Annotated in this window: 14 protein-coding genes; 4 read left to right on the top strand and 10 right to left on the bottom strand. The window is 42.0% G+C overall.

Going from position 1 to position 14,871, the window contains the following annotated elements:
• Positions 1–57 precede the first annotated feature (57 nt).
• From KV40_RS12545 to clpS, 4 genes are all read right to left on the bottom strand, one after another.
• Positions 58–849 carry a biotin transporter BioY gene (locus tag KV40_RS12545; RefSeq protein WP_036481721.1) on the bottom strand — a complete coding sequence of 264 codons (792 nt, stop codon included), beginning with the start codon at positions 847–849 and terminating at the stop codon, positions 58–60.
• A 107-nt stretch (positions 850–956) separates the two neighbouring features.
• Positions 957–2,501, bottom strand: a complete 1,545-nt coding sequence (locus KV40_RS12540) for an NAD(P)/FAD-dependent oxidoreductase (RefSeq protein WP_036481718.1) — start codon at positions 2,499–2,501, stop codon at positions 957–959.
• Between the two features lie 10 nt (positions 2,502–2,511).
• Positions 2,512–2,805: a DUF2103 domain-containing protein gene (locus KV40_RS12535; protein WP_036481715.1), complete on the bottom strand. Its 294-nt coding sequence runs from the start codon at positions 2,803–2,805 to the stop codon at positions 2,512–2,514.
• A gap of 41 nt (positions 2,806–2,846) precedes the next feature.
• Entirely contained in the window at positions 2,847–3,140 is a 294-nt protein-coding gene (gene clpS / locus KV40_RS12530) for an ATP-dependent Clp protease adapter ClpS (protein ID WP_036481712.1), read from the bottom strand.
• Between the two features lie 223 nt (positions 3,141–3,363).
• Here clpS and KV40_RS12525 point away from each other — a divergent pair, with 223 nt between their 5' ends.
• Positions 3,364–4,149 carry a type 1 glutamine amidotransferase gene (locus KV40_RS12525; RefSeq protein ID WP_036481709.1) on the top strand — a complete coding sequence of 262 codons (786 nt, stop codon included), beginning with the start codon at positions 3,364–3,366 and terminating at the stop codon, positions 4,147–4,149.
• 46 nt (positions 4,150–4,195) lie between these two features.
• Here KV40_RS12525 and KV40_RS12520 read toward each other — a convergent pair whose 3' ends face one another.
• The 6 genes from KV40_RS12520 to KV40_RS12495 form a co-directional block, all read right to left on the bottom strand.
• Positions 4,196–4,411, bottom strand: a complete 216-nt coding sequence (locus KV40_RS12520) for a DUF5818 domain-containing protein (RefSeq protein WP_036481706.1) — start codon at positions 4,409–4,411, stop codon at positions 4,196–4,198.
• A 245-nt stretch (positions 4,412–4,656) separates the two neighbouring features.
• Positions 4,657–6,420 (bottom strand): S8 family peptidase, encoded by a 1,764-nt coding sequence (locus KV40_RS12515; protein ID WP_036481703.1) that lies wholly within the window; start codon positions 6,418–6,420, stop codon positions 4,657–4,659.
• Positions 6,421–6,653: 233 nt separating this feature from the next.
• A complete protein-coding gene (locus KV40_RS12510; RefSeq protein ID WP_036481700.1) occupies positions 6,654–7,616 on the bottom strand; it encodes a pentapeptide repeat-containing protein in 963 nt (320 codons plus the stop codon).
• A 138-nt stretch (positions 7,617–7,754) separates the two neighbouring features.
• Positions 7,755–8,351, bottom strand: a complete 597-nt coding sequence (gene leuD / locus KV40_RS12505; RefSeq protein ID WP_036481698.1) for a 3-isopropylmalate dehydratase small subunit — start codon at positions 8,349–8,351, stop codon at positions 7,755–7,757.
• 18 nt (positions 8,352–8,369) lie between these two features.
• Positions 8,370–9,674, bottom strand: coding sequence for a hypothetical protein (locus tag KV40_RS12500; RefSeq protein ID WP_036481695.1), 1,305 nt, complete (start codon positions 9,672–9,674; stop codon positions 8,370–8,372).
• 174 nt (positions 9,675–9,848) lie between these two features.
• Positions 9,849–10,247 carry a hypothetical protein gene (locus KV40_RS12495; protein ID WP_216595605.1) on the bottom strand — a complete coding sequence of 133 codons (399 nt, stop codon included), beginning with the start codon at positions 10,245–10,247 and terminating at the stop codon, positions 9,849–9,851.
• A 76-nt stretch (positions 10,248–10,323) separates the two neighbouring features.
• Between KV40_RS12495 and ispF the strand changes: the two genes are divergently transcribed.
• From ispF to KV40_RS12480, 3 genes are all read left to right on the top strand, one after another.
• Positions 10,324–10,809: a 2-C-methyl-D-erythritol 2,4-cyclodiphosphate synthase gene (ispF, locus tag KV40_RS12490; RefSeq protein ID WP_036481693.1), complete on the top strand. Its 486-nt coding sequence runs from the start codon at positions 10,324–10,326 to the stop codon at positions 10,807–10,809.
• Positions 10,810–11,012: 203 nt separating this feature from the next.
• Positions 11,013–11,753 (top strand): peptidylprolyl isomerase, encoded by a 741-nt coding sequence (locus KV40_RS12485; protein WP_036481691.1) that lies wholly within the window; start codon positions 11,013–11,015, stop codon positions 11,751–11,753.
• A gap of 12 nt (positions 11,754–11,765) precedes the next feature.
• Entirely contained in the window at positions 11,766–14,795 is a 3,030-nt protein-coding gene (locus KV40_RS12480) for a peptidase domain-containing ABC transporter (protein WP_036481689.1), read from the top strand.
• The last annotated feature ends 76 nt before the right edge of the window (positions 14,796–14,871 follow it).

The following is a 14,871-nucleotide window of genomic DNA, read 5'->3' as shown; positions in this document are numbered from 1 at the left end:
ATAAATAGAATGTTGAGTCTTACTTTTCAGAACCTTGAGAACAATTAGCGCTCGCGCTTAAGAAAACATAATTCTTCGCATAATTAGAGCAATTATACTTATGGCACAAATTACCGCTAATTGACCTGGAAGGGGCGTAAGGGAATAAATTACAATTGCTTGCCACCAAGAATCAAGTCCTTCTCCCAACCCAATAGAAAAATGCAAACCTGTTAGATAGATAAGACCTGTTAAATGAATTACTAATAAACCCGTCAAACAACTAAGCACTAGAGTATCTAACCTGGATTTAGACTGAAAAGCCAAATAGCCACACAACCAACCACCAAAAATAAAGCCCAGTAAATAACCAAAATTAGGCTGCTGAAAATATTGCCAACCGCCGCCGCGATCGAAAATAGACAGCCCTGTTAAACCCAATAATAAATAAGCCAATTGTGATAGCCCAGCAGCACTTTTGCCACCCAAACAGCCAACAAGTAAAACAGCACCAACCTGATAACTAACACCTATAGAGTAAGTAGTGATTCCTCGCTGCCAGGACCAGGGTGCGGCAATAGTATGGGCGGAAATAAAAGTACAGCCTACTGTGAGGAATAAGCCAATAGTCGCCCATAACAAAACTTCGGGTAGAGATGGTAAAGAAACGCGATCGCGCGAATTCAATTCCAAATCGAGCCGTTGGCGCAACAACTGGTTCTCTGCTTTTAATTGTTTGATACGCTCTTGATGTCGATCTAGCGATTGTTGAAAACGATTGATAATTATTTTTACGGCAGGAGGAGTTAAATCCCACTCGTAATTACTAATTTCCTCACTGGGTTTGGGAACTGATTTGAGGTTAGTCATACTCGAACTCGTTCGATAGCATCTCTTAGTTTAGCTCTCAATTGCGGTTTTTACAGGAAATACCGTAGTTATACTGAATTATCCCAATCTTTAATTCTAAGTAATCACTAAGTAACTAACTCCAGCATTTGCAAATGTTGCTTCAAAGAAGCAATGGTATTAGCTGCGATCGCACCACTGGCAGCAACGGCAGGAATGCCGATACCAGGAAAGGTAGAATCTCCGCAGCAGTACAATTTGGATAGGGGAGTGTTAGAACCAGGAAACAAACCATTTCCTGCTTTTATTGCAGGTCCATAGGTACCGCAATGGCGACGAAGATAGCGTTTATGGGTTAAAGGCGTACCAACCAAAGTTACTTCACAACGGTTGCGAATGTCGGGAATGATGCGTTCTAAGCCCTGCCACATAACTTCAGCCCGTTCTGTTTTTAGTCGGTCGTATTCTGCGCTGCGGCGATCGAGTCCCGCCCAAATTTCGTAAGGTTCGTTACCTGGTGTATAAACATGTACGACGTGCTTGCCAGCAGGAGCGAGAGAGGGGTCTAACACCGAAGGAATAGAAGCTACTACTACGTTTTGCGGTGCGGTAACGCCTTGTTCCCAATCGTTTACCACAATATAGTGACACTGTAAGTTTTTTGGTAGTCCCGTCCCGTCAATACCTAGATGGAGGTGCATAAAGCTTTCGCATTCGGGGATAGCTTGACGTTCGGTGACAAAATCTTGAGGTAATGCGCCCTGGGGTATTAAGGGCAAAGTGTCCCAAATAGAGGCATTAGAGACTACTGCTTTAGAGGCAGCAATCTTTTTGCCATTACCTAACCGTACGCCTACCGCCTGTTTATCTTCAACTAAAATTTCGGCTACGTGGGAGTTATACAAGATTTCGCCCCCATTTTTAGTCAATCCTCTAAGTAAGGCATCGACGATCGCGCCACTACCGCCGACGGGATAATCTAGCTCTACCCCTGGTTTGTACCATTCGGCAAACATAAACGCCATTACCGCTCCTACCGTACCGCTGGCAGGTAGACCAGACAACAAAAAGCATAATAGATCGAGCCAGTCACGAATGAAGCGATCGCTGACGGTTCCATCGATAATTTCGCTAAACGGTCTGGTTAGTTTGAGAATGTTGGGTAAATGCCACAGCATTGAAGGAAGATACTTACCCATACTTACGGCTGCCCCCAGATCGAAGCGCATTGCTAGAGGAGGCAGGGCATTAACTGCTTCGGCAAATATTTTCATTTCTGCCTGTAGTTGTTGCCACTCGGCTACGGCAGCTTCACCCCTCAGTTTGGCTAAAGTTTCAGTAAAATGATTGGCACCAATGTAAGCATCAAAATCTGCTTCTGGTAGCCGACAACCCCAAACATCGTAGTTGACCCACTCAATATCTTCATCGAGTACATCTAAAACCTGTCGCAAAGGATTATTAGACGGAGAACGAGACATGCCCGAATAGAGCGAGGGACCAGAATCAAACTTATAGCCATCGCGCTCGAAACTATGTGCCGCACCACCAGCGATCGCATGACTTTCGCAAACAATTACTTTAAAACCGTATTTGGCAAGTAAGGCCCCACAGCACAAACCGCCAACGCCACTGCCGATAATTACTACATCTGCTGCTAGAGAATCGTTCATTAATTTATTGCTAAGAGTCTAATAAAGAGGCGATCGCTTTTTCCAAGGCTTTTTGTTCTAGTACTGTGAGAATAAAAACTTCCTGTACGGTCTTACCCTGACGAGCGATAACTTTATAGCCTCCTCTAATCGGTACGGATACTCTCAGTTTTAGATGAGGAGAGCGACCTCTAGCGGTTTTTATTCTACCTGGAGTAACAGTACCTATGCCCTCACAATCAACTAGCTTTTCTAGAATGGGAATCAAACCAGGAAGATGAGTAGAATGATTCCAAACTAGCCTACCGTCAGAAGAGTCAGTCATAACTAAAGGGCGATCGCCATAAACTAATAAATTATTTAATTTTACGCCTTTTCTAACGGTGCCATTGTCAAACCCGCTCTTCTTAATTGTTGATGATATAGTTCGGCTTGTTCTTGAGGACCTACCCAGACTATTGCCTGTCCTTCATTGTGTATTTGCTCGGTTAATTCCCAGGCGCGATCGCCATTCATACCAGGAATATATTTCATCAAACATTCGGCAACGTGCTTGAAAGTATTAAAGTCATCATTGAGGACGATTACTTTATAGTTAGGATAAAGTTCTTTTACGGTTTGACCTGCACGTTCTCTAATAGTTGTAGGCGTAGCAGTCATGAGCGATAAATCCTGTTAATTCGGTAAAACTCTATTGTAATGTTCGACAAAACTTAAAGTGCTGAAAATTATTAAGAGCGAGCCTTAAAACAGTTTACCTATTTTTAATATTTTGTTCAAAATTAAACTAGCAATTTTTTACAGAGATAGATATAAAAGAGTTTCATATTGTCTAATTTTGTATTTTCTTCATGGCTCGCATTAATTCCGAACAACTAGCAAAATGAAATTATCTATCGGTTGGCTATATCCAAACTTAATGAGTACTTATGGCGATCGCGGCAACGTAATTTGCTTGCAGCAACGCTGTCAGTGGCGCGATATGGAAGTCGAAATCGTTCCCCTACAACGAGAAACAGCGATCGCAGAATTTAAGCGAGTCGATCTGATTGTTGGTGGTGGCGCGCAGGATCGGCAGCAAGAAATCGTAATGCGAGATCTGCGAGGAGCAAAAGCTGATGCTCTACGCACCATGTTAGAAGCCAATACGCCTGGTGTATTTACCTGTGGTTCGCCACAGCTTTTGGGGCATTATTACGAACCTGCTTTAGGACAGAGAATTGAAGGCTTGGGCTTGTTGGATTTGGTTAGCAAACATCCAGGTATTAATGCCAAACGCTGCATCGGTAATTTAGTCTTTGAAATTGCCGCTTCTCCTCTCGCTGAAGAACTACAGGCAATGTTAGGTGAAAAACCAATTGCCATTGGCTTTGAAAATCACGGCGGCAGAACTTATTTAAATAGCGTTCAGCCTTTGGGTAAGGTAGTGAGCGGATTGGGAAACAACGGTGAAGATGGTTGGGAAGGGGCTTTTTACGGTAATGCGATCGCTACTTACGCCCACGGACCTTTATTGCCCAAAAATCCTTTTATTGCCGACTGGTTGATAAAAAAAGCCCTACAAAGAAAATATCAAACCGAAATCAATTTGATTAAACTCCCAGATACTCTGGCTTATGAAGCTCGTAAAGCCATGCTTCAACGATTAAATTTAGCCAAAATCTCTTAGACTTCATTGTTGCTCAGGAAAATGCTGTATATAAAAGCGATCGCGCCTAGAGTTTTTTATAAGATTCAATTTCTAATACGGGACCAATCATGGCAATGGTCATTACGTCTTCTCTGGTTTTTCCTTCGATTTCTACCCTAATTGACTCTTGCTTGAGTTCTTCTGGAGGATCTTTTAGTTCGTAAGTCGTACCATCGTCAGTTACTAATGCCCAAGTGCCAAAGCCAAATCCCTTTTTTTCTATTTTTCCTGTTACAGTCATAGTTCTAATCTATCAAGTTATTTTATCCGCCCCCTCAATCCCCCAATCCTGGGGGACTTTTACAAATTTAGCTCCCCCAAATTTGGGGGTTGGGGGGCTTATCCGAACAGTATTAGTTAGCGATCGACAGTTAATAGCAAATATAACGTGAGTTAACTTACTCTACAATAGCTATAAAAATAGGGGAGAAAAACTCCCCATTTATAGACTAAAAAATTATTCGCTCGACATAGCAAAGACAAATTTTATGCCCTTTGCTTTTCGTTTTGACTGGCTACATAAGCCAAAGCAAGGCAGAGTATAGCGTTAATACCGAGAAAACTACGAGCGGCTACACCAGCACCCAATCCCCAGACAGCAGGATCGATCGCCGCGCTAACTGCCAAACAAGCAGCTACACCAATACTCGAACCGATAGCAAACCATTTCCAACTAGAGTGTCCGAGTAACAAAACAATTAAAACAAAAGGAATTAAAACGCTGGCAAACACGGGATTGAGGCTGGCGGTTCCTCTAACGACATTACCCAATTCGGGAATCGAACTACCAAACAGACGTAGAGGCCATTGAGGTAGATCGAAAATGTATAGTCCCTGTAAAAAGAACAAGCCCGAACTGCCCAAAATTAAACCGCTATTTAAACCCAAAGTAAACGGTAAATAGTTACGTAAAAACCAAGCCAGCAGGTAAGAACCGATGACCATTGCCAGTTTTGGTAAAAAAGCAACCGCACCGCCATCTAGCCAGAAACCAGGATTGAGATAGCCGCTATTGCGTAACCAACGGAAAAAGTCTTTAAAGGTAATTTGACCTTTGAGGGCAAGTTTTACCGCGCCACCAGCATCCAATTGACCCGCACCAAAATGGTTTAAGGGATCTTCTTTGATTTTGCGAGAAGATTGCTTGAGAATATTTACTACTTCTGCTGGTTCTTCTATACCGCTAGCTCTAACCAAAGCTGCTACACCTGCAACGTGAGGTGCTGCCATACTCGTACCCTGAAAACCGACAAACACCGACTTACCGCTACTAGGATCGACGGTATTTTGCAAAATCTTTCCTGCTTCGCTGCCTCCAGGGGCAGAAATATCAACTCCCGCACCAAAGTTAGAGTAGGGAGCTTTTACTCCAGTAGCATCGGTAGCAGCTACACTCATTACGTGGGGGTAACGGGCGGGATAAGAAGCAGAATTTCGGTTTTCGTTACCTGCGGCTGCAATAATCGTTACGCCTTTAGCGTAGGCATAATCGACGGCTTCTTGCATTAAATGGCTAGAACCTATACCGCCCAAACTCAGGTTAATTACATCGGCATTATTGTCGGCAGCAAATTTTATTGCCTCGGCAATATCGGCAACGGTTCCCCCGCCACTACTCGACAGCACTTTTAACGGCATGATCGAAGCTTCGTAAGCAATTCCCGCAACTCCATAACCGTTATTGGTAGATTGAGCGATAGTTCCCGCTACGTGAGTGCCATGACCGTTATCGTCAGCAGCATCAACTTTATCGCTAACAAAGTTATAGCCTTTAACAAACTTAGTTAATTTTAAATCTGGTACCTGGGTAACTCCCGTATCGATTACCGCTACGGTAACGCCATTACCCTTGGTTTCATCCCAAGCCTGTTCGACATTAATGTTGTGAAAGTTCCACTGTTTGCTATATTCTGGGTCGTTGGGAGCGTCAAACTGATGGTATATATAGTTAGCTTCTATATATTCTGTTTGTTTTTTTAGAGGCGATCGCTTCAACTTACGTAAAAACTCTTTATTTCCTTCAACGACATATACGCGGTCATTAATCGAAAAAATGCTGTTTAAGCGAAGCGATCGCCCGTATTGTTGCGAAATATCCTGAATATCTTCACTTATCTTAGTTATAGGTATATCTTCTTTAAAATCAATAATAATTGACTCAAATTCTCCTCCTTGAGCCAAACCTTTAAAATTAAATAATGCAAAGCCAATTCCCAATATAAATAGACATAGCAGCACAAATTTTTTCATTGCTACTTCCCCAGGTTAGTACTTAATTTTTAACTACGGTAACTCAATCCCAAATAATTCTGTCCTCAGACGATCCTAATTAGAGCGGATTTCTTCAAATTGGAATCTTATTTTAAGTTGCTTTGGCAATAAGAAATATTTATATAGTAATTCTTAAAACTGTTTTGTTGCGAACAATCTTGACAAATATATATTTAGTTGGCTTAATTTTGAACTATTTAAGGATCGGACTGCTATAAATGAATACTACCATCGGGCATCACCGTATCTTTCCAGTTAACATTACTAAGAACACATTGATGCAAAATAGCCCCTCTTAAATCTGCATCTCGTAAGTAAACATCAATCAGGCTAGCACTATTAAAATTAGCTTGCTGTAAATTTGCTTTATATAATGAGACAAATCTAAGGTTTGCATCTTCAAGGCAAGCTCCAGACAAATTGGCATTGGTGAGATTTGCCGAGCGTAAATCCAATCTAGACGGACGGTTAAATCCCGGTAGATTGAGTTCCGATATCGTTGCCAGACTGCTATTTACTTCTTTTAACACCGCACCAGAAAAACTAGCTCCCTTGAGGTTAGCACTGCGTAAATTTGCTCCCTTCATAATCGATCGCTGCATGTTAGCCTGTTTTAAATTGCTTTCACTTAAATCTGCCTTATTGAGGTTGACTCTAGTTAAGTTAGCTTGACTTAAATTGGCATGAGAGAGATCGGCACGACTCAAATTGGCATGAGCGAGATTTACCCCACTGAGATTGGCATCACTGAGATCGGCACGGCTGAGATTAGCCCCTTCGAGATTTACCCCGCTGAGATTGGCACCACTCAGATTAGCGTCTCGCAAATCGGCATTTTTAAAAGAACACTGATTGAGATTGGCATCACTAAAATCTACCCGTACCAAAATCGCACCTTCTAAATTTGCCCAGCTAAGATCGGCGTTAGTTAAGTCGGCGCAGTTTAAATTTGCTTCAATCAGTTGTGTTTTAATTAATCTGGCATTTACCAAGTCAACACGATTTAAATTAGCAAAGGATAAATCGGTACCGCTAAGATTAGCCCAATCGAGTTCGCTACGACTGAGATCGATATACTGAAGTTTCGTTTGAATAATTTGTATTCTACTTAAATCGCTGCGGCTAAAGTCTCTGTTTCCCGTTTGATACTTTTCGAGTAATTCTTCATTGGTCATGATCGATCGCGATCGCAAATTGTTATTTTTACTACAGCTTATATAGTTCCCGATCGCTCTATAAAAAACAACAAACGACTAATAACCGCTTCGCGGTAGCTTTTAGCCAAAAGCCAAAAGCCAAAAGCTATTTGAAAATTACGCGCTTTGCCAATTAAGATAGGGTAATTTATTAGCCGTAGTGCGAATGCTGTTAGAATCGGCTATCAGTTGACCGCAATTATCCCAGGTTCCTTCGATAAACATTTGTCGCGAACCTTCATTCATTTCGACGGGGAAAGTTAAATTGTCACAAGTAACCTGCTTGGCTGCCAGATCTATTGTCATAGCTGCCTGGGGGTAATCTGCTAATTTTGCCTGTAGCTGTTGGACGATTTTTGAGGAGGCAACTACACAAGGTACGCCTATAGCCACACAGTTACCAAAGAAAATTTCGGCAAAGCTCTCGCCGACGATCGCCCGAATCCCCCACTTGGCTAATGCCTGGGGTGCGTGTTCTCTAGAAGAACCACAGCCAAAATTGTTATTAACTACTAAAATATTTGCTTCTTGATATTGAGGCAAATCGAAAGGATGTTTTCCTGCTGACGAGGCGCGATCGTCTTCAAAAGCATGGCTTCCCAAACCGTCAAAGGTAACGCAGCGCAAAAATCTAGCAGGAATGATGCGATCGGTATCAATATCATCACCTACTACGGGTATACCTTTACCAGAAATATGATTGATTTTAGTCATCGTATTTAATAAAAAGCTTTAAGAATCAGATTGTAATCTTTGTTGCCACTCGCGATCGATTTTGTCAGCATTCTCAATATTTTGGTCTAACAGATCGGTTTCAGTAGTATATGCCAGATCGCGATCGCCGATTACTTTTTGTTGGGCAAACTGGCTGGCGTAGACGATCTTCTGCTGTAAAGCTGTATCGGCATTATTTAAAGCGATCGCTCTTTGTTCGCGTAGTTGATTGCGTGCGGCAATTTTTTGGTTGCGCCTTTGAATCCAGAAATAGCGAATTAGAGGAATAGTTAAAAAGGCAACACCATAAACTAATAAGATGCCGTAAATAGAACCCACAAAAGCGACCAAACCTCCTAATTGGGCGGCAATCGTCCCATCTCTTAACAGTGAACCCAATACCAAAGCTAAAACTAAATTTAGCGCGCCCAAGCCAACCGATAGCATAATTTGATTGCTGCTAGCCTGACTAAAACGCCATAGTTGCTCTTGCAGATAGCTTACAGACGATCGCTTTTGCCGTTGACTTGCCATCACCTGTAGTTCGGGGAAATAATAGATGATTTCTCCCTGGGGCGAAACTTCAGGATAACCATTAAAACGGCTTAGAACTGGCAGCATATAGTCTTCATATTCGTCGGTTCCATCGACATAAGGAGCGATTTGTTCGCCTACTACTGCGCCTTTATTATTGCGGATTACTCCACCAATAGTTTGCCAGCGTTGCGCTTCTAAATCTTCATTAGGATTACCATCGCCAAATAAAAAGGAAAAGATCGCCTCAAAAAAATTCATTTGGTTGTTATTTCCAGGCGATATTCTACGGCGTTGACGACGACGAGAACTGTAGTTGGGACTAAAGAACCAAAAAAGATCGGGTCCAAACCAAAAACGAGGCAGAAAGACAAAGCCACTACCACCGCCAAAGCTACCGCCACCTCGATTATCCTCATCACGACTAGAATTAACCGAAATAACAATAATGGCGATCGCAGCTAACATTAGCGCGATCGAGGCAATTAAAACAACGCCAAAAGAAATGCGAATAATATAAAATAAAATCCGCCATACTTTGCCCCACCACTGTTGCCAGCGCATTTGCCAGTATTTATTACGCAGGATCGAGCGAAAGTTTTTCGGAAATAGATACACTACATCTCCCGACTCGGCAACTTGTAAATGTCCTCCTGCATCGGTTGCTAAGGCTAACAGTCCTTGTTGTGCCAGATTTAGTTCTATTCCCGCCTGGGCTGCTACATCACCAACGGTAACGCGATAATTTAGCTGCTCTACTGACTGAAGAAGCTGAGGATTGGGAGTCATGCTTTTGAAATTAAGTTAAATAATCGAGTAGTGCTTTACCAATTTTGTATATCCTTAGCTCTAAGCTATATAACAGCTTCAAAACGAATCACTTTTTAAAGATAAAACTTAGAGCTAATAGCTTTTATTTATTCTATCGTTTTCCCAATTTCTGCTTATCGGCGCAACTAGGGGTTAAAACCGAAAACCGATTTTGCCGTTAAAACCGCGAATTGAGTGATATCCCGCACCTAAAACCAAATGTCCCTTACCAAAATGTACTCCTCCAGAATAAGCTACCGTATCGTCACCAGAGTAAATTCCCAATCCTACGTAAGGAGAAATTGCAGGTAGGGGCAAAAAAGCTAGAACATCTCCGCCTGTAGCACCTTCTTTTCCCGTACCGACTTCTACCCCAACATTTAAAAATCTCGCTCCTGCACCGTAAGTGAAATCGCCTTCATTACCGCCCAATGTTACCCATGCTTGAGGAAAAAGTTGACTTGAGGCAGGTGCAATATTTACGGTAGAGATACCTGCGGTTACAACGCCGCAATAAATTGCCAATTTGGAAATAGATTTGCGATTTAGCATAATTTTTATCTTTGCTTAGTAGTTAATCTAGGATAATTCAATCTATACCTATACCTTTGAAAAATAATTGAGAAAAATGAATATTCGGATCGGTAATGGTTACGATCTCCATCAACTAGTAGCGGATCGACCTTTAATTTTGGGTGGAGTAAAAATTCCCCACAATTTAGGTTTATTGGGACATAGCGATGCTGATGTGCTAACCCATGCCATTATGGATGCAATGTTAGGAGCTTTGAGTATGGGAGATATCGGACATTATTTTCCTCCCAGCGAGCCGCAATGGGCGGGTGCAGACAGCATAAAATTATTAGAAAAAGTTGCTGATTTAGTTTATGCTCGAGGATGGCAAATAAATAATATCGATTCGACTATAGTTGCCGAACGTCCCAAACTAAAACCTCACCTTAATGCAATGCGCGATCGCCTATCAGCAGCTTTGAACATCAGTGTCGATCGCTTAAGCGTCAAAGCTACTACTAACGAAAAGTTAGATGCCATAGGCAGAGAAGAGGCTATTTGCGTTTATGCTGTAGTGCTACTTTGTAATTTTCAAGGATAAACTTTTTAAAACTTAGAGCAGTTTGAAGCGTGTCATTCTTAACAAATTAGGTTAAGTTTGTATAGCCGAATCGAGCTAGAGAAATTCACCAAGATTAATAAATTTTTAATTTATGTGACTAAAATTCTGCTAATTTTCACTTAATAATACAAGTATAAAATTATTTTTTTATTGCATAATTTTCTCTCAAATTCAATGAAAATATGAGCGTAATTTTAGAAATAGACGATAAAGTTTACACGGCTCAGGATTTAGCACCTTTGCTATCAAAATACCAAATGTTACCGAGATTGGCGCAAGAAATTGTAGTCGATCGCGCGATCGCTGATGTCGAATGTACCCCAGAAGAAAAAGAGCGGGCATATCAGGGATTTTACCAACAAAGTCAGCTATCCTCTGAAGAAGAAGTAGAAGCTTGGATGGCAAAACAGGGAATGGATCGCCAACAGTTAGAAGAGCTAATTACTAAAAAGTTGCGGCTGGAAAAATTTAAAGAAGCTAACTGGGGTAACAAAGTTGAAGCCCATTTTGTCAAACGTAAACCCCAACTAGATCGGGTAGTTTACTCTTTAATTAGGATCGACAAAACTGAAATTGCTCAAGAACTCTATTTTCGCATTCAAGAAGGAGATAATACCCTTCAAGAGTTGGCAATGAAATATTCTCAGGGAACGGAAGCCCAAACAGGAGGATTGATCGGTCCTGTGGAAATTAACGCGCCCCATCCTAAAATAGCCCAAATTCTAGCCACTTCCCAACCAGGTCAGCTAATTCCCCCTACACGCGTCGGCGAATGGATTATAATTCTGCGGCTTGAAAACTACATTTCTGCCCAACTCGACTCACCCACGCGGCAGAGAATGCTAGACGAACTATTTCAACAATGGCTGAACGAAGAAATTAAAAATAAAGTGTCTTTTGTACCCAGCGCAGTCGCTAGTTAAGGCTTAATTAATATGACAAATACTAACAGTACTAATACCAAAGTTGTCGAACAATTTCTGTCATTAGTTCCTCAGTTCAATCAGCTTCCCCAAGAGGCACTTGCCAAGTTAGCACTCAAACTCAAACCAATGAGATTTGGTATGGGAAAAGTAATGATTGTGCGCGAAAAAATGCAGGGACAGGTAGCGATTATTTCTGAAGGGGAAGTCAGAGTATTAGGTTACGATCCCAACACTAAAATGCCTATTACCCTCGACAAACTCAAACCGGGAGAAATTATTGGTTGGGTAAATTTAGCTAGAGGTGTCCCTTGTGAAACGGCAATGGCGAGTACCGAAGTAGTTTGTCTCGCTCTTGACAATCAAGACTTTTTGAAGCTGCTGGCGCAATACCCTCACCTACAGCAAGAATTTAGAGCTAAAGCTGCCAAAGTTGAAGTATTCGATCTGTTAGCTATTCAATTAGAACGCCAGGCGCGGGGAGATGTAGAACTTTCTCAACTGGCAAACGAAATAGCAGCACGGGCTGAAGTTTACTATTTACCCCCAGGCGAACATCAACTAAGTAGCGAGATAATTGCGCCTTTACGAGATGGCGAGCGCATCTGGTTAGTTAGTGGTGGTGGCGAGATTGCTGATTTTCCTGTCGGTAGCCGACTGGAGTTTACTAAAGAGCGTCGTACCATTAACATTGCGGGAGACAAACCCGCTCGCTTGATTTCTATACCTAAAAGTAAATGGTTTGTAGAAGAAGATACCGAGACAGCAGAGAATGTAACAGAACCAGATAGCTATGAATTAGTTGCGCCAGATTTTGGTGAAATTGATGAATCAGAGGGTCCTCTGCCAGAAGATAAATCGATAACTCTATATTCAGAACCTACTGCTTCGGAACCGAAAAACTATCCTTTTATTGGTGGTAAAACCACTCTAGATGTTGGCGTTGCTTGCTTTCAAATGTTGAGCAAGTATTTTAAAATGCCGTTTCGTCAGGAAGTGATTCGCCGCGTGCTTTCAGAACAATTAGAAAGAACGGGAAGTCTTTCTCTTCCCTTGTGCGGTGCGATTTCAGAACTGATGGGACTCAATCCTCAACTGGTTAGTATTCCTGCTAATGCAATTACTCGTATCGAAGGACCGTGTTTGGTGCGCTGGCAAGATAGCCTGGCTTTAATTTACGAACTCAACGAGAACGAATTAGTTATTGCCGTACCAGAATTAGGAATCCGCCGTTTAAAACCGATTGAATTTACCAAGAGTTGGGGCGAGGGTGGAGAAATTCTGCTGTTGAAAAAAACCAAAGAAACCCCACAAGAACGCTTTGGTTTGAGTTGGTTTTTGCCCGTTCTTTCTAAATACAAGCGCATTTTAATCGAAGTTTTTGTTGCTTCTTTTTTCGTACAGCTATTTGCCTTAGCTAACCCGTTAATGATTCAGGTAATTATCGATAAGGTAATTAACCAAAATAGCGTTGATACTCTGGGTTATTTGGTCTTTTTCCTGATTGTTATCAACATTTTTGAAGCTTTGCTTACCACTCTGCGTACTTACTTATTTGTCGATACTACCAATCGGGTAGACTTGACTTTAGGTTCGGAGATTATCGATCACCTGTTGCGACTACCATTGCGATATTTCGAGCGCAGACCTGTAGGTGAAATTTCTACTCGCGTCAACGAACTAGAAAGAATTCGGCAGTTTTTGACAGGAACCGCGCTGACAGTGGTTTTGGATGCGGTATTTTCCGTAGTGTATGTCATAGTTATGGTGCTGTACAGTCCCTTACTTACAGCAGTATCTCTAGCAATCGTTCCCGTCTTTGTCGCTTTAACTTTAATTTTCTCGCCAACTATTCGCCGCCAGTTGAGAGTTAAAGCCGAACGCAACGCCGAAACCCAGTCTTATTTGGTAGAAGTACTGGGGGGAATTCAAACCGTAAAAGCCCAGAATATCGAACTGCGATCGCGCTGGAAATGGCAAGAACGCTATGCTCGCTACGTTTCTACGGGTTTTAAAACAGTAATTACTTCTACCATCGCTAGCACCACCAGTCAGTTTCTCAACAAGCTATCTAGCGTCTTGATTATTGGTTTGGGTGCATTTTTAGTCATCGACGGCAAGCTCACTTTAGGGCAATTAATTGCCTTTAGAATTATTGCTGGTTATGTAACGCAGCCAATTATGCGGTTAGCGCAACTGTGGCAAAACTTCCAGGAAACCGCTCTATCTTTGGAACGCTTGGCAGATATTGTCGATCATCCAGAAGAAGGAGAAGAAGACCGCAACAATATTCCCATGCCAGCAATCGAAGGTAGAGTCAAATATGACAATCTTTCTTTCCGCTTTAAAAATTCAGGTCCTTTACAGTTAAATAACGTTACCGTTGAATTTGCTCCTGGTACGTTTGTGGCTATTGTCGGCGAAAGCGGCGCGGGTAAAAGTACCATGACCAAGCTGTTATCGCGGCTTTACGAACCTTTAGGTGGTCGGATTCTCGTTGACGGTTACGATATCAACCGCGTCGAACTTTATTCTCTGCGCCGTCAAATTGGAGTAGTACCGCAAGATACTTTATTGTTTGAAGGCACAATTATCGACAACATCGCCCTAACTAATCCCGATGCTACTACCGAAGAAATTATCGCCGCCGCTCAAATTGCTGCCGCTCACGAATTTATTATGAATTTGCCTAACGGCTACAATACCAAAGTAGGTGAGAGGGGTTCTTCCCTTTCTGGGGGACAAAGACAGAGAATTGCGATCGCTCGTACGATCTTGCAGAACCCTCAAATGATGATTTTAGACGAGGCTACCAGTGCGTTAGACTTCACTACCGAACAAGAAGTCTGTCGCAATCTGAAAGAAGCTTTGAAGGGACGCACCGTGTTCTTTATCACTCACCGTTTGGGAACAATTAAAAATGCCGATACAATTCTGATGATGGACGCAGGTTCGATTGTCGAACAGGGAACTCACGAAGAATTAATGGCTCTTAGAGGACGCTATCATTTCCTCTATCAGCAACAAGAATCGACAGTTTAACTCACTTTGTTCGTAGCTATAAGCTATAAGCTTGGGTTTAATTTGCTTATAGCTTTTTAAATCGCCATTTTGGATA

It is taken from the genome of Myxosarcina sp. GI1 (genome assembly GCF_000756305.1).
Classification (GTDB): Bacteria; Cyanobacteriota; Cyanobacteriia; order Cyanobacteriales; family Xenococcaceae; genus Myxosarcina.
The sequence above is the reverse complement of the archived record's forward strand: the minus strand, read 5'-3'. Positions and strand labels throughout refer to the sequence as shown.